This is a genomic window from Frankiales bacterium, assembly GCA_016125335.1.
Taxonomy (GTDB): domain Bacteria; phylum Actinomycetota; class Actinomycetes; order S36-B12; family CAIYMF01; genus Longivirga.
Genome location: WGLY01000006.1, coordinates 230726 through 245448 on the forward strand (window position 1 = coordinate 230726; position 14723 = coordinate 245448).

General features: G+C 73.8%; 16 protein-coding genes. 9 read left to right on the top strand and 7 right to left on the bottom strand.

Annotated elements, in window-relative coordinates; translation table 11 throughout:
- Positions 1-66 precede the first annotated feature (66 nt).
- Positions 67-861, bottom strand: coding sequence for a MerR family transcriptional regulator (locus GC157_04655; protein MBI1376760.1), 795 nt, complete (start codon positions 859-861; stop codon positions 67-69).
- A gap of 110 nt (positions 862-971) precedes the next feature.
- On the opposite strand from GC157_04655, the gene rmuC reads away from it, so the two are divergent.
- The gene (gene rmuC / locus GC157_04660) at positions 972-2135 is read left to right on the top strand and encodes a DNA recombination protein RmuC (GenBank protein ID MBI1376761.1); all 1164 of its coding nucleotides are present in this window, start codon (positions 972-974) and stop codon (positions 2133-2135) included.
- 125 nt (positions 2136-2260) lie between these two features.
- A complete protein-coding gene (locus GC157_04665) occupies positions 2261-3091 on the top strand; it encodes a hypothetical protein (GenBank protein ID MBI1376762.1) in 831 nt (276 codons plus the stop codon).
- A gap of 30 nt (positions 3092-3121) precedes the next feature.
- Here GC157_04665 and GC157_04670 read toward each other — a convergent pair whose 3' ends face one another.
- Positions 3122-4240: a 4-hydroxy-3-methylbut-2-enyl diphosphate reductase gene (locus GC157_04670; GenBank protein MBI1376763.1), complete on the bottom strand. Its 1119-nt coding sequence runs from the start codon at positions 4238-4240 to the stop codon at positions 3122-3124.
- On the opposite strand from GC157_04670, the gene GC157_04675 reads away from it, so the two are divergent.
- Complete coding sequence (locus GC157_04675) at positions 4194-5399, top strand: exodeoxyribonuclease VII large subunit (GenBank protein MBI1376764.1); 1206 nt, start codon at positions 4194-4196, stop codon at positions 5397-5399. The genes GC157_04670 and GC157_04675 overlap by 47 nt on opposite strands.
- 36 nt (positions 5400-5435) lie before the next feature.
- Positions 5436-5651, top strand: coding sequence for an exodeoxyribonuclease VII small subunit (locus GC157_04680; protein MBI1376765.1), 216 nt, complete (start codon positions 5436-5438; stop codon positions 5649-5651).
- A 179-nt stretch (positions 5652-5830) separates the two neighbouring features.
- Here GC157_04680 and GC157_04685 read toward each other — a convergent pair whose 3' ends face one another.
- The 3 genes from GC157_04685 to GC157_04695 form a co-directional block, all read right to left on the bottom strand.
- Complete coding sequence (locus GC157_04685) at positions 5831-6391, bottom strand: hypothetical protein (GenBank protein MBI1376766.1); 561 nt, start codon at positions 6389-6391, stop codon at positions 5831-5833.
- 234 nt (positions 6392-6625) lie between these two features.
- Complete coding sequence (locus GC157_04690; GenBank protein MBI1376767.1) at positions 6626-7279, bottom strand: DUF4245 family protein; 654 nt, start codon at positions 7277-7279, stop codon at positions 6626-6628.
- 48 nt (positions 7280-7327) lie between these two features.
- Positions 7328-7741, bottom strand: coding sequence for a helix-turn-helix domain-containing protein (locus GC157_04695; protein MBI1376768.1), 414 nt, complete (start codon positions 7739-7741; stop codon positions 7328-7330).
- A gap of 127 nt (positions 7742-7868) precedes the next feature.
- Here GC157_04695 and glpX point away from each other — a divergent pair, with 127 nt between their 5' ends.
- On the top strand, positions 7869-8885 hold the full coding sequence (glpX, locus tag GC157_04700; GenBank protein MBI1376769.1) for a class II fructose-bisphosphatase: 1017 nt from the start codon (positions 7869-7871) through the stop codon (positions 8883-8885).
- A gap of 6 nt (positions 8886-8891) precedes the next feature.
- Here glpX and GC157_04705 read toward each other — a convergent pair whose 3' ends face one another.
- On the bottom strand, positions 8892-9581 hold the full coding sequence (locus tag GC157_04705) for a DUF1707 domain-containing protein (protein MBI1376770.1): 690 nt from the start codon (positions 9579-9581) through the stop codon (positions 8892-8894).
- Between the two features lie 43 nt (positions 9582-9624).
- Here GC157_04705 and GC157_04710 point away from each other — a divergent pair, with 43 nt between their 5' ends.
- From GC157_04710 to GC157_04720, 3 genes are read left to right on the top strand one after another with little or no spacing between them, the layout of a single operon-like run.
- Positions 9625-10560 (top strand): ATP-binding cassette domain-containing protein, encoded by a 936-nt coding sequence (locus GC157_04710; protein ID MBI1376771.1) that lies wholly within the window; start codon positions 9625-9627, stop codon positions 10558-10560.
- Positions 10557-11375, top strand: a complete 819-nt coding sequence (locus GC157_04715) for an ABC transporter (GenBank protein MBI1376772.1) — start codon at positions 10557-10559, stop codon at positions 11373-11375. The genes GC157_04710 and GC157_04715 overlap by 4 nt, the downstream gene beginning before the upstream one ends.
- The gene (locus GC157_04720; protein ID MBI1376773.1) at positions 11375-12205 is read left to right on the top strand and encodes an aminoglycoside phosphotransferase; all 831 of its coding nucleotides are present in this window, start codon (positions 11375-11377) and stop codon (positions 12203-12205) included. Before GC157_04715 ends, GC157_04720 begins: the two co-directional genes overlap by 1 nt.
- Before the next feature lies 1 nt (position 12206).
- On the opposite strand, the gene GC157_04725 is transcribed toward GC157_04720, so the two are convergent.
- Entirely contained in the window at positions 12207-12617 is a 411-nt protein-coding gene (locus GC157_04725; protein ID MBI1376774.1) for an MmcQ/YjbR family DNA-binding protein, read from the bottom strand.
- A 104-nt stretch (positions 12618-12721) separates the two neighbouring features.
- Between GC157_04725 and GC157_04730 the strand changes: the two genes are divergently transcribed.
- On the top strand, positions 12722-14386 hold the full coding sequence (locus tag GC157_04730) for a fumarate hydratase (GenBank protein MBI1376775.1): 1665 nt from the start codon (positions 12722-12724) through the stop codon (positions 14384-14386).
- Positions 14387-14723 lie beyond the last annotated feature (337 nt).

Here is a 14723-nt window from a genome sequence, read left to right on the forward strand (position 1 = left end):
CGGCCGGGCACGAGGCACCCGGGCGGTCTCCCGGGCGCTCGGAGGTACCTCCGCTGGCCGGGACGGCTACGTGAGCCGGGCGATCGCGTAGGCCGCCATGGCGTCGCGTAGGTACTCGGCCATCATCGGGTGCTCCTTGGCATACCGTGCCTGGGAGAACCCTGGGTGGTCGACGTAGAGGTCGCCCAGCCCGGCGTACTGGTCCGCCGTCGGCGTCCAGAACCGCGCCACGATCGCGTAGTGGTCGGCCATCACGTCGAGCACGCGCGGGTCGTCGGGGGCGACTCCGGCGTCGATCAGCGGCACGAGCCGACGACCGATCTCGGCGTAGTCGGCGTCGACCGCGGCCACCTCGGCCTTGGTCATCGTGCCGGCCCGGCGCCGGCTCTCCGCGATCTGCTCGCGCACGCCCTCGCCGTACCTCTCGACGAGGTCCGCCTCGTAACGCCGCTGCTGCGGCGTGTCGAGGCCGTCGAACATCTCCTCGGGATCCATCTCCTCACCTCCTTCCAGCTCTGCCACCACCCGGCCGACCGATGCGGCCAGCCGGGAGATCCGGTCCCGCTCGGCGAGCAGGGCGTCCCGGTGCTCGCGCAGCACCGCGGCGCGGTCGCCGGTGCCCTCGAGCACGCGCGCGATCGCCTCCAGCGGCAGGCCCAGCTCGCGCAGCACGAGCACCTCCTGGAGCCGCCGCAGCTCCGCACGCCGGTAGTAGCGGTAGCCGTTGGCCCCCACGAACGCCGGCCTCACCAGCCCGACGTCGTCGTAGTGCCGCAGCGTCCGCGACGACACCGACGCCAGGCGCGCGACCTCCACGATCGACCAGGCGCGCTCGCCCGGCCGGTCCGTCGTCGTGCTCATGTCTCGACGGTAGAGGTTGACGCCGCGTCAACGTCAACTCGTGTGTCGCGACGGCCGGGCGAGGCCTCGGCGTCCCGTCGCTGTCGGGGGTCGCTGGCACCGTCGCACCCATGAGCGACCTGCTTCCCCTGCTGCTCGCCCTCGTCGTCGGCCTGGGCCTCGGCGCGCTGCTGGGCGCCGCCGTGGTGCTCTCCGTCGTGCGCCGCGACCCGCGGTCGCGGCGGGGGACGCCGAGCGACCAGGAGCGGACGGTGGACGCCCTGGTCCGCCCGCTGCAGGACTCGCTGACCCGGATGTCGGCCGAGCTCGCGCGCACCGAGCGCGAGCGCGCGGCGGCCCAGGCCGAGCTGCGCGAGCAGATCCGGCTCACGGCCGCGGGCACCGACGCCCTGCGCGACCAGACGGGACGGCTGGTCACGGCGCTGCGCCGCTCGGAGGTGCGCGGGCGCTGGGGCGAGGTGCAGCTGCGCCGCCTCGTGGAGGCCGCGGGGATGCTGCCGCACGTCGACTTCGAGGAGCAGGCCAGCACGCGCGACGACGCGGGCGACCTGCTGCGCCCGGACCTCGTGGTGCACCTGTCCGACGGTCGCGACGTCGTCGTCGACGCGAAGGTGCCGCTCTCGGCCTACCTCGACGCGACGCAGGAGACCGACGACGCCACCTCGCGGCTGCTGCTCTCGCGCCACGCCGCGGAGCTGGCCGCCCACGTGGACCGCCTCTCCGCCAAGGACTACTGGCGACGCCACGGGTCGCCGGAGTTCGTCGTGCTGTTCCTGCCCGCCGAGTCGCTGCTCTCCGCCGCGCTCGACGCGCGCCCCGACCTTCTCGAGCACGCGTTCGCCCGCGACGTCGTCATCGCGACGCCCACCACCCTGCTCGCCCTGCTGCGCACGGTCGCCCACACCTGGCGGCAGGACTCGGCCGCGCGCAACGTGCGCGAGGTCCATGCGCTCGCGCGCGACCTGCACGCCCGGCTGGCGACTCTCGGCGGCCACCTGGCCCGGCTGGGCGGCGCGCTCGACGGCGCCGTGGGCCAGTACAACGCCACGGTGGGCTCGCTCGAGTCGCGCGTGCTGGTCACCGCGCGGCGCCTCGCCGGCCTCGGCCTGGTCGACGGCGCGGACGACGACGCGGGGCTCGCGCCGCCCCGCCTGCTGAGCACCGCCACCCGCCCCCTCGCCGCCGACGAGCTCGTCGCCTCCCGCGACGGGGGGCTCGCCGACCTCGCCACGGCGCCCTTGGCGGAGGAGACGGCTCCGGTCACGTACGGTTGACCACCGTGGGAAGCGATCAGGACCGGGGAGCGCCGTCCTTCGGCGACCTCTTCGACGACCCGGACGCGCCCCCCGCGCCCGCCCGAGCCGATTCCGGGCGCCCTGCCGGGCCCGGGTCCCGGTCCATGCCTGCCGGGCCCGCGGAGTCGCGCGAGTCCGACGGGACGCCGCCGGAGCCGCCCGCCCAGGACCTGCCGCCGGACCGCGCCGGAACGGCCTCCGACACCGCCGAGCACGACGACGCGGACCGGGCCGTCCCCGAGCGGATCGCCACCCCGGACCGGCAGCCGCCGCAGGACGAGCTGCCGCTCGGCGCGGTGATGGTGCCGCCGCTGGCTCCCGCGATGGCCGCCGCGGAGCGGGAGGCCGCCCGCCCGGCCGCGAGGAGCGCCGACACCGAGGACCCGTGGGACGGCGTCGTCGACCCGCGCCGGTCCAGCGCGCCGGCACCACGGGTCGACACCGGCCGGCTCTACCGCTCCTCCGGGGCCGAGGGCCCCGCCACGCTCGACGCCATCCCGGCCATCGACCCGGCCTACACCCCGGCCCGGCGGGTGGAGGCGGACGCCGCACCCGCGCGCGTGCACCGCGGCGGCGGCCTCACCTACGCCGGCGTGTTCGTCGTCGTCGGCGGGGTCACCGTGATCGCGGCCTTCCTCGAGGCGCTGCTGCGCCACGACATCGGGGTGATCACCGGTGTCGCGCTCGCGGCCTCGTCGGTCTACGCGGCCCTCGTGGTGCGCCGGCCGGACATCTGGGCCGCGGTGGTCGTGCCGCCGCTGGCGTTCCTCGCCGCAGCGCTCACCGCCGGGCAGCTCACGCTCCAGAGCACCGGCAACTTCCTGGTGCGCGAGGGCTTCTCGCTCTTCCGCACCCTGGCCACCAATGCGCCGTGGATCCTCGGCACCACCGCGGTGTGCCTGGCCATCGTGCTGGTGCGTCGACGTCGCGCCTGACGACGTCCCCCGTGGCGCCGGCGCGCCGGGTCAGACGCGCCCGGCGGCCTTGAGGTCGCGGCGCAGCTCCGGCGGGAGCGCGAACACCAGCCGCTCGTCGGCCGACGACACCTGCTCGACGTCGCCCCAGCCTCGGGCGGCGAGCCAGTCCAGCACGCCCTGCACGAGCGACTCGGGCACCGACGCCCCGCTCGTCACGCCGACCGTCCCGACACCCTCGAACCACTGCTCGTCGAGCTCGTCGGCGTTGTCGACCCGGTAGGAGGCGCGGGCGCCGGCGTCGAGGGCGACCTCCACCAGCCGCACGGAGTTCGAGGAGTTCCCGCTGCCCACCACCACCACCACGTCGCAGCGCGGCGCGATGGCCTTGACCGCCTGCTGCCGGTTCTGCGTCGCGTAGCAGATGTCGTCGCTGGGCGGGCTCACCAGCAGCGGCAGCCGCTGCCGCAGCAGGTCGACGGTCTCCACGGTCTCGTCGACCGACAGCGTGGTCTGCGAGAGCCAGACCACCTTCTCGTCGGGCGACACATCGAGGTCGTCGACGTGATGCGGACCGTCGACCAGGGTGATCGCCTCGGGCGCCTCGCCCGTGGTGCCGACGACCTCCTCGTGGCCCTCGTGGCCGATGAGCAGGATGCGGTAGCCCTCGTCGGCGAAGCGGCGCGCCTCCTGGTGCACCTTGGTGACGAGCGGGCACGTGGCGTCGATCGTGCGCAGTCCGCGCTCGGCGGCCTCGGCGTGCACCGACGGCGCGACGCCGTGCGCGCTGAACACCACGAGCGCGCCCTCGGGCACCTCCTGGGTCTCCTCGACGAAGATCGCCCCGCGCGCCTCGAGCTCCTCCACGACGTGCTTGTTGTGCACGATCTGCTTGCGGACGTAGACCGGCGGGCCGTAGAGGTCGAGCGCCTTCTCGACGGTCACGACCGCACGGTCGACGCCGGCGCAGTATCCGCGGGGTGCCGCGAGCAGCACCTGACGCCGGGGGCTCTCGGAGGAAGTCACCCCTTCATCGTAGGTGCGCACGCCGGGCCCGCGACCCGTCGCGTCGTGCTCTGCGCGAACACCGGGCACGTGACCTGCGTCTCCTAGGCTGCCCCGCATGGCTCTCGAGACCTCGCCGGAGCGGCCGGCCGCGGTGCGCACCATCGCGCGCGCCCTGGAGGGCTGGATCGCGCGGCTGGGCGCCGTGTGGGTCGAGGGCCAGGTGGCGCAGCTGAGCCGGCGTCCCGGTGCCGGCCTGGTCTTCCTCACCCTGCGCGACACCGAGGCCGACATGTCGGTGAGCGTGTCCGCCCAGCCGCGCGTCGTCGACTCGTGCGTCCCGCCGCTCGCGGAGGGGCAGCGCGTGGTCGTGCACGCGCGGGCCGAGTACTTCCCCGGGCGGGGCACGCTGTCGTTCCGGGCCACCGAGATCCGTGCGGTCGGGCTCGGCGAGCTGCTCGCCCAGCTCGAGGCGCGCAAGAACCTGCTCGCGACCGAGGGGCTGTTCGACGCGGGCCGCAAGCGCCCCCTGCCGTTCCTGCCGCGCGCGGTCGGGCTGGTGTGCGGGCGGGCGAGCGACGCCGAGCGCGACGTCGTCGAGAACGCCCGCCGGCGCTGGCCCGGCGTGCACTTCGAGATCCGCGAGGTGGCGGTGCAGGGCACCCGCGCGGTGCAGGAGGTCTGCGACGCGATCCGCGACCTCGACGCCGTGCCGCACGTCGAGGTCATCGTCGTCACGCGCGGTGGCGGCTCCGTGGAGGACCTGCTGCCGTTCTCCGACGAGGGCCTCGTGCGCCTCGTGGCCGCGTGCCGTACTCCCGTGGTCTCCGCGATCGGGCACGAGAAGGACTCGCCGCTGCTCGACCTCGTGGCCGACGTGCGCGCCTCGACCCCCACCGACGCCGCGCGCAGGGTCGTGCCGGACATGTCCGAGCAGGCGCGGCTCGTGGCCGAGCTGCGCGCCCGGGCGGAGCGCGCGGTGCGCGGACGGGTCGAGCAGCAGCGCGCCTGGCTCGACGGCGTCCGCCACCGCCCCGTGCTGGCCGACCCCTCGGTGCTGGTGTCCGCCCGGGCCGACACCGTGGCGGGCCTGCTCGACCGCGCGCGGCGCGGGCTCGACCACCGGCTGGCCCGGGCCTCGGACGACGTGGCGCACGTCCGCGCGCGCGTGCGCGCGCTCTCGCCCGCGGCCACCCTCGACCGCGGCTACGCCGTGGTGCAGGCCCCCGACGGCTCGGTCGTGCGCGACGCCGACGACGTGGCGACGGGCGCCCAGGTGCGCGTGCGGGTCGGCCGCGGCGAGTTCCGCGCGACGCGCGACTGAGCCGACCGCCGGGCCCGCCGTCCTAGGCTGGCCCCCATGACCGAGCCGGCGGCGTCCCCGTCCTTCGAGCAGGCCCGTGACGAGCTGGCGGACGTCGTGCGCCGGCTCGAGGCGGGCGGCACGTCGCTCGAGGAGTCGCTCGCTCTCTGGGAGCGCGGCGAGGCGCTCGCCGCCATCTGCCAGCAGTGGCTCGACGACGCGCGCACCCGCCTGGACGCCGCGCGCGGCACGACCACGCCCGACGGGGGTTGACGGGGAAGGTCCGGTCCGGCCGGGGGTGTTCTGTCCCAACACGTGTTGAGAGCCACGCTCGTGTGGGCATGGCTCGACGGCTCGATGACTTTCGGGTTGTGGATAGGGATGCAAGTCCCGGCGCGCCGTGACCGGCGAGTCGGGACGCTCAGTGTCCGCTGCCGTTAGAAGGTCGACCCCTACATCAGTAGATAGACGCTGTCTCCACCCGGGGCGCCTGCGTCAGCGGCCGGCTCAATTTGACCACCGTTGAGCTGGTACCGGCCTGAGTCGAGCGCATCACAGAACGTGCGCACGCAGGCTTCAAGACTCTCCGACACTGGCCGGCTGAATTCCTCGTCCCACGCGGACACAGACCAGATGCTCCCATCTGTGCAGTCGTACACGAGGAAGTCGGGATCCGACATGATCGGCAGCCACTGTTGCCGGTATTGCCGTTCCGGTGGGACGTGTTCCCGGTCCGCGTTGGTGGATAGCAGGAACGCTCGACTCGCAAGAGCACTTTCGAGCGAGCACAGGCAGTAGGGGGACGGTGGAGTGAACTGGGCGTGGGGCGCGCCGCCGCCGTCGTGCCAGGTGAACCAGGTGACCAGTTCGGGCGAGGGCTGGAGGCCATGGCTTGCCAGCAAGTCCCGGACCTGGTCGGGGCGAAGGCCAGGCTGGCCGACGTAGTACCCGGGACCTCCGACGCGGTGGATGGCAGCCTCCCACCGCTCAAGCTGATCAAGTACGGGGCTCATGTGCCGTCCTTACCGACGAACGTTGTGCTGGTGCCATTCCGCAGCTCAGCACATGACGACCCGGCCGACGGCGGGATGACCGGATACGGCTTCCCTGAGAACTGTTGGTCTCACACCCGTCCTCCGGACTGGAGCCGGCACTGAGTCCTCCAAACGCATCTCTGAGGCCGGTTCTCGAGTCTGACATTTCGGGGTCGGGTGCACTCTTGGGGACTTCGCCACCGTCGGCGCGCCTCAGCCGGCGCGCAGGCTGGCGGTGAAGGCGGTCACGACGTCCCAGGAGGCGGTCGAGAGCACCACGTAGGTGGCGCCGGAGTCCTTCGTCACCAGCGAGCGGTGCGTGCCGTCGGCGGAGACCATGCGGGTCCAGGTGCGGTCGCCGATCCGCACGGTGCCGTCCTCGCGTCCCTGCAGGGTCTGGTCGCTCACGAACGAGAGCTGCTGGGTCGCCGACTGCTCGAGGCCCATGTAGAGCGAGTCGGGCGTGAGGTAGCCCAGGTGCACGATGTCCTGACCGTCGACCGCCGTGGAGATGCGGGCGCTGGTGCACCGCCAGGTGGCGGGCTCACCGGTGGGTGCGAGCACGGGCCAGGGCTCGGTCTCGCGCGCGCCCGCCACGACCGGCGACGGGTCGACCGTGGCGATCGTGTCCGAACCGCGGTTCCACGGCAGCACGAGCAGCACGACGACACCGGACACGACGAGCATCGACAGGAACATGTCGCGCGCGGTCTGGCGCAGCCGCTTGCGGGCCCGCTCCTCGCGCTGGCGCGCGACCTCGGCGGGGTCGTCCCCGGCGGGCGTCGGCCCGGCGCCCACGGGGGCGCTGTCGCCCTCGGCCGAGGGCGGTGCGACGTCCGTCACGGACTCGTCCCGGTCGCTGCCCACCCGGCCATTGTGGTCGACGCGCCGGGCCGGCGCCGCAGGGGACCCCGCTCAGCCGCGACGTGCGGTGCGCCCGGTGGTCTCCACCAGCAGGTCGCCGGTGGTCACCGAGGCCACGACTAGCTCGCCCGGCTCCAGCCCCAGCGCGTCCGCCGCCGAGGCCGCCATCTGGGACACGAGCCGGAACGGGCCGGCCTGGATCTCCACCTCCGCCACCAGCCCGTCGCGGCGCACCGCCGTGACCAGCCCCGGCATCCGGTTCGTCGCGGAGGTGGTCACGCTGCCCTGCACCTGCGCCGGCGAGGCGAGCTCGCGCGCGAGCTCCGCGAGGTCGCGGCCCGCGACCGACCACCGGCCGGCCGCGTCGCGCACGGCCGGCAGCCGCCCGGCGTCGATCCACCGGCGGACCGTGTCGTCGCTGACGCCGAGCAGCGCCGCGACCTCGGTCGCCCGGTAGTGGCTCATGGCCCGAACCGTAGCGGCCGGCGTCCGGCGATGGCGGGGGTGCGCCGCGCTGGTCGGCGTCGTCACCCGCGCGGTCGTTACAGTGCCGGTACGCCGCATCCGGTACGCCGACCTCCGAGGAGCACCCATGACCACGACGGCCGACCGCACGCCGGAGGCGCCCGACCGCAACCTCGCGCTCGAGCTGGTCCGCGTGACCGAGGCGGCCGCGATGTCGGCGGCACGGTGGGTCGGCTTCGGTGACAAGAACGGCGCGGACGCCGCCGCGGTGAACGCCATGCGGGCGCTGGTGCAGTCGGTGTCGATGGACGGCGTGGTCGTGATCGGCGAGGGCGAGAAGGACGACGCCCCCATGCTGTTCAACGGCGAGGAGGTGGGCGACGGCACGGGCGCCAGCGTCGACGTGGCGGTGGACCCGATCGACGGCACCACCCTGTGCGCCAAGGGGATGCCCAACGCGCTCTCGGTGCTCGCCGTGTCCGAGCGCGGCACGATGTACGACCCCTCCGCCGTGTTCTACATGGAGAAGCTGGTCACCGGGCCCGAGGCCGCCGACGTCGTCGACATCGAGGCGCCGATCGCCGACAACCTCGCCCGCATCGCGAAGGCGAAGTCCGAGCGCATCGAGGACCTCACCGTGATCCTGCTCGACCGCCCGCGCCACGACGGCCTCGTCGCGGACATCCGCCGCGCGGGTGCGCGGATCAAGTTCATCACCGACGGCGACGTCGCCGGCGCCGTGATGGCCGCGCGCGAGGGCACCGGCATCGACCTCCTCGTCGGCATCGGCGGCACCCCCGAGGGCGTCATCACCGCCTGCGCAGTGAAGTGCCTCGGCGGTGTGATCCAGGGCCGGCTGTGGCCGAAGGACGATGACGAGCGCCGGCGGGCGCTCGACGCGGGCCACGACCTCCAGCGCGTTCTGCTCACCGACGACCTGGTCACGGGCGACAACGTCTTCTTCGTCGCCACCGGCATCACCGACGGCGAGATGCTCCAGGGCGTGCGCTACCGCGGCGACTCGGTGACGACGCACTCGATCGTGATGCGCAGCAAGAGCGGCACCATCCGCGACGTGCACAGCGAGCACACCCTCACGAAGCTGCGCACCTACGCGTCGGTCGACTACGACGCCAGCCACTGACGGGCGTCAGGACTCCCCGCGACGCAGCGCGCGCCGTCCGCCGTCCTTGGGACGCTTGACGTCGATCCCCCCGAGCAGCACGAGGCCCGTGATCCGCAGCGTGGGCGCCCCCGGCGGCGGCGCCGTGCCGGGGCCGGAGTGACCGCCGAGGATCGCGACCGCGTCCACCTGGACGTCGACCCCCTCCGGCACGGTGATCTCGACGCTGCCCAGGACGCAGAACGCCGTGATGGTGGTGGTCTGCGAGGTGAGCACCGCGTCGGTGAGGTCGAGCTCCATGCCGCCCAGCACGCTCACCGCCGAGAGCGAGGACGGCACCACCCAGGCGCCCTTGCGCTCCACACCGGACAGGATCGCGACGGCGGCGCCCTGCGCCTGCCCCGCGCGCGACGGGTCGACCACCACCCCGGACGACGAGGGCACGGCGGGCGGCTGCGCGCCGGTGATCGCCACCGCCTGGCCGGCACCGGGCACCGAGAGCACTCCTGGTGGCACCGGGAGGTCGTGGAGCACGGGCAGAAGCTCCGCGTAGGTGGTGGCGCGGTAGACCTCGGCGAGGCGCTCCTCGTGCTCCACGGGTGAGAGCCGGCCCTCGGCGAACGCGTCGCGCAGCAGCCCGGCCACCCGCTCGCGGTCGGCGTCGGAGGCGCGCAGGCGCAGCGCGTCGGACAGCGGGTCGGGGACGGGCTCGGTCACGCGACGAGGCTATCCCGGTGGACGCTCCCGTTAGCGTGGCCCGGTGACATCGACGACGTCGGTCGCGACCCCGCCCGCGCTCTCCCTGCGCGGCGTCGTCAAGACGTTCGACGGGCTGCGGGCGGTGGACTCCCTCGACCTCGACCTGCCGGCGGGCACGTGCCTCGGCCTCCTCGGGCCCAACGGTGCCGGGAAGTCCACGACCATGCGCATGCTCACCGGCCAGGCGGTGCCGGACGAGGGCGAGATCCGCGTCCTCGGGTTCGAGATCCCCCGCCAGTCCAAGCAGGCCCGCGCCCGGATGGGCGTGGTGCCGCAGCGCGAGAACCTCGACGAGGACCTCACCGTCGCGCAGAACCTGGCCGTGTGGGCCACGCTGCTGCGCGTGCCGCGTCCCCGGCGGCGCGAGGCGGTGGACGCCGCACTGCACCGGGCGCAGCTCGTCGAGCGGGCCGGCAGCCGCGTCTCGACGCTGTCGGGCGGCATGCGGCGTCGGCTGCTCATCGCCCGGGCGCTCGTGCACGACCCGGCGCTGGTGCTGCTCGACGAGCCGACGGTGGGGCTCGACCCGCAGGTGCGCGGCGACATCTGGACCCTCATCGACGCGCTCCGCGCGTCCGGGGTGTCCGTGCTCATGTCGACGCACTACATCGAGGAGGCCGAGCGGCTCTGCGACGACGTCGCCGTCATGTCGCACGGCTCCGTCGTCGCACGCGGCGCGCCGGCCACCCTCGTCTCCGGCCACGCCGGCGTCGAGGCGCTGGAGTACTACGGCCCACCGGAGCGCCTCGCCGCCGTGGAGGACGTCGTGCGCCCGCTGGGCTTCCCGACCCGGCGCACCGGCCCCGCCGTCTCGGTGCTGCGCGCCGAGGCGCTCCCGGCCCATGTCCTCGAGCGCCTCGGCGAGGGCGCGCGCCGGGCGGCGAACCTCGAGGACGTGTTCGTCCTCCTCACCGGCGAGCGACTGGAGGGCGCATGAGCACCACCGTCAGCAGGGCCGCAGCCGGCGGCGCTCCGGGCCGCCCGTTGCGCGCCGTCGAGCCGGCCGCGTTCGCCGGCGTGTTCCTGCGCGAGACCACGCTGTTCCGCCGGGTCTGGCCGTCGAGCACCTTCGGCGCGATCGTCGAGCCCACCATCAACCTGCTCGCCTTCGGCTTCGGGCTCGGTGCCCTCGTCTCCACCGTGCAGGGCATCCCCTACATCCAGTTCATCGGCACCGGCACCGTGGCGACCGCGGTGCTGTTCTCGTCGGTGTTCGCCGGCATGTTCGACACCTACGTGAAGCGCGTCTACATGAAGACCTACGACGGGATCCTCGCGGCGCCCGTCGACGTGCCGGAGCTCTTCCTCGCCGAGGCGTGCTGGATCGCGGTGAAGGCAGGGGTGTTCGGCCTGGCGCCGCTCCTCGTCGCCATCGTGTTCGGGCTGCCGCCGTCGTGGGGGATGCTGGCGATCCCCTTCATCGGCTTCCTCACCGGGTTCGGCATCGCGCTGATGGGCATGTCGTTCTCCGGCGTCGTGCCGAGCATCGACTCGTTCAACTACGTGCAGAGCGCGCTCGTCACCCCGATGTTCCTGCTCGCCGGCATCTTCTTCCCGCTCCAGGGGCTCCCGTCCTGGATCGCGACGCTCGCGCAGGTGAACCCGCTCTACCACTGCGTGCAGCTGGTGCGCGACGCCGTGTTCGGCTGGCAGCCGGCCGACGACCTGTGGCACGTGCTCGCTCTGGTTGCGTTCGCCGCCGTGATGGCCCCGCTGGCCATCCGCGTCCTGCGCCGACGGCTCATCGACTGATGCCCGCAACCGTCCCGGGGCACGTGCTGCGGGAGTTCGGGATCGACGGCCCGCAGCACCCGCTCGACGGCGGCCAGGGCACCAGCGTGCGGGTGGGCGCCCACGTCCTGAAGCCGGGCTGCGTCGAGGAGCACGTGGCCTGGTACGCCGGGCTCGTCGCGCGGCACGCGGACCAGCGGGTGCGGCTCGCGGCGCCACGCCCCGCGCGCGACGGGCGGTGGACCGTCGACGGCTGGTCCGCCGTCCCGTGGCTGACCGGCGAGCCGCTGCCCGACGACGAGACCCGTGCGGACCGCTGGCTCGCGGTGCTCGCCGCCGGCCGCGCCCTGCACGACTCGTGGGCGCACGAGCCGCTCCCCGCCCACCTGCGGGCACGCCGCGACCGATGGTCGGCCGCCGACCGCGCCGCCTGGGCGGAGGACGAGCCGGCCCTCGGCGCCCGTTCGGCCCCGCTCGTCGACGCGCTGCTCTCCGCGACCCGCGACGAGCAGCTCCCCCGCCGCCTCGTGCACGGCGACCTCGCGGGCAACGTCCTGCTCGCACCGCACCTGGCGCCCGCGGTCATCGACGTCTCGCCCTACTGTCGACCCGCCGCCTATGCGGATGCCGTCGTCGTGGTCGACGCCCTGCTGTGGTGGCAGGCCGACCCCGCGCTGCTGCGGCTCGCCCGCCCGGCCGACCTCGACCCGCGGTCGTGGCGCTCGCTCCTCGCGCGCGCCGCCGTGTTCCGCCTCGTGGCTTTCGACGAGCCGAGCCGCACGACCGGCGTCGACGAGGAGCTCGCCCGCTACGAGCGACTGGCCCGCAGGCTCGCCGCTGACCCGCGCTGACTCAGTCCGCGCGCGAGCCCTGCCACGCAGCCACCACCCGCTTCGGCGCGAGGTGGACCCAGGCGTCCGTGATCAGGTCCTCGAGGTCGGCGACGTCGATCTCGTCCAGCCGCACGAGCACGGCGGCGTACCCGTCGAAGTGCGGGACCGTGAACACCGCGTCCGGGTCCTCGGCCAGCCTGGCGTCCTTGCTGTCGAGGTCGGGCACGCGCACGCCGAGGACCGGACCGTCCGGCGCCACACCCCCGAGCTCCTCGAGCTCGCGCACGTCGCGAGGTCGCAACGGCCTCTCCCACACCAGGTTGCGCTTGCCCCGCACGCGCCAGCCGCGCAGGCCGTCGTGGCCCGTGGGCGCCTCGTCCACCTCGGGAAGCCCGCGGGCGATCCGCTCCACGTCGTCCCATGTCGCCATCCCCCGACGCTAGGGCGTCGGCCCATCCCGCCGCGACCGGCACCGCGGTCCGCCCAGGGCGGAGTCGCCCGGCCACGCGGAGCCGCGGGACGTAGGCTCGCCGTATGCCTGAGTTCGAGTACACCGACCTCCTTCCCATCGGTCCGGACGAGACTCCCTACCGCCTGCTCACCACCGAGGGCGTGTCGACCGTGGAGGCCGGCGGACGGACGTTCCTCCAGGTGGAGCCGGAGGCGCTGCGACTGCTCTCCGCGACGGCCATCCGCGACATCTCGCACCTGCTGCGGCCCGGCCACCTCCAGCAGCTGCGCAACATCCTCGACGACCCCGAGGCCTCGCCCAACGACCGCTTCGTGGCCCTCGACCTGCTCAAGAACGTCAACATCTCCGCCGGCGGCGTGCTCCCCATGTGCCAGGACACCGGCACCGCGATCGTGATGGGCAAGCGCGGCCAGCAGGTGCTCACGCCCGGGGACGACGAGCGCCCGATCAGCCAGGGGATCTACGACGCGTACACGACGCTCAACCTGCGCTACTCGCAGATGGCGCCGCTGACCATGTGGGACGAGCGCAACACGGGCTCCAACCTGCCCGCGCAGATCGAGCTCTACGCCGACACCACGCCGGGGCACGAGACGTCGTACAAGTTCCTGTTCATGGCCAAGGGCGGCGGCTCGGCCAACAAGTCCCTGCTCTTCCAGGAGACGAAGGCCGTCCTCAACCCCGCCGCCATGCGCCGGTTCCTCGACGAGAAGCTCCGCTCGATCGGCACCTCCGCCTGCCCGCCGTACCACCTGGCCATCGTCGTCGGCGGCACCTCGGCCGAGTTCGCCCTCAAGACGGCGAAGTACGCCAGCGCCCGCTACCTCGACAACCTGCCGACCGCCGGCTCCACCGCGGGGCACGCCTTCCGCGACCTGGAGATGGAGGCCGAGGTCCTCGAGATGACGCGCGAGTTCGGCATCGGCGCGCAGTTCGGCGGCAAGTACTTCTGCCACGACGTCCGCGTGATCCGGCTGCCCCGCCACGGCGCGTCGTGCCCCGTCGCGATCGCCGTCTCCTGCTCGGCCGACCGTCAGGCCCTGGCCAAGATCACGCCTGAGGGCGTCTTCCTCGAGCAGCTCGAGGAGGACCCGGCCCGCTTCCTGCCCGACGTCACCGACGAGCACCTCGACGACGACGTCGTGCGCGTCGACCTCTCGCGCCCCATGGACGAGATCCGCGCCGAGCTCTCCCGCTACCCGGTCAAGACGCGCCTCGCGCTCACCGGACCGCTCGTGGTCGCCCGCGACATCGCGCACGCCCGCATCAAGGAGCTGCTCGACTCCGGCCAGCCGATGCCCGACTACCTGCGCGACCACGCCGTCTACTACGCCGGCCCCGCCAAGACGCCGGAGGGCATGCCGTCCGGCTCCTTCGGCCCCACCACGGCCGGCCGCATGGACGCCTACGTCGACCAGTTCCAGAAGGCCGGCGGCTCCCTGGTCATGCTCGCCAAGGGCAACCGCTCGAACGCCGTGACCCGCGCCTGCCAGGACAACGGCGGCTTCTACCTCGGCTCGATCGGCGGCCCCGCCGCCCGCCTCGCGCAGGACTGCATCAAGCACGTCGAGGTGATCGACTTCCCCGAGAACGGCATGGAAGCCGTGTGGAAGATCGACGTCGAGGACTTCCCCGCCTTCATCGTCGTCGACGACAAGGGCAACGACTTCTTCGCCGACACCCTGCGCCCCGTCGCCACGACCATCCCCGTAGGCCCGCCCTCCTGACCCGACCGCAACACCAGGCCCTCCTCGCGCTCGCAGAGCGGAGTGGCTGGCTCGTCGAGAGCACGCCCGAAGGAAGCCGCACTCACAGCGGGGTCGGGTCGCCTGGCTCGCAGGGATCAAGCCTGACCGCCCGGAGAGACAGGCGACCCGACCCCGCGCCCCCGGGAACGTCGGCACGTGCACCCAGACGCAGCGACCAACGCAACAAGCTCGTAGGGATCACGCCCGACGGAACCGCACTCGCGAGCGGGGTCGGGTCGCCCGGCTCGCAGGGATCACGCCTGACCGCCCGGAGAGACGGGCGACCCGACCCCGCACCTGAGCGAGCGCCGGGAGA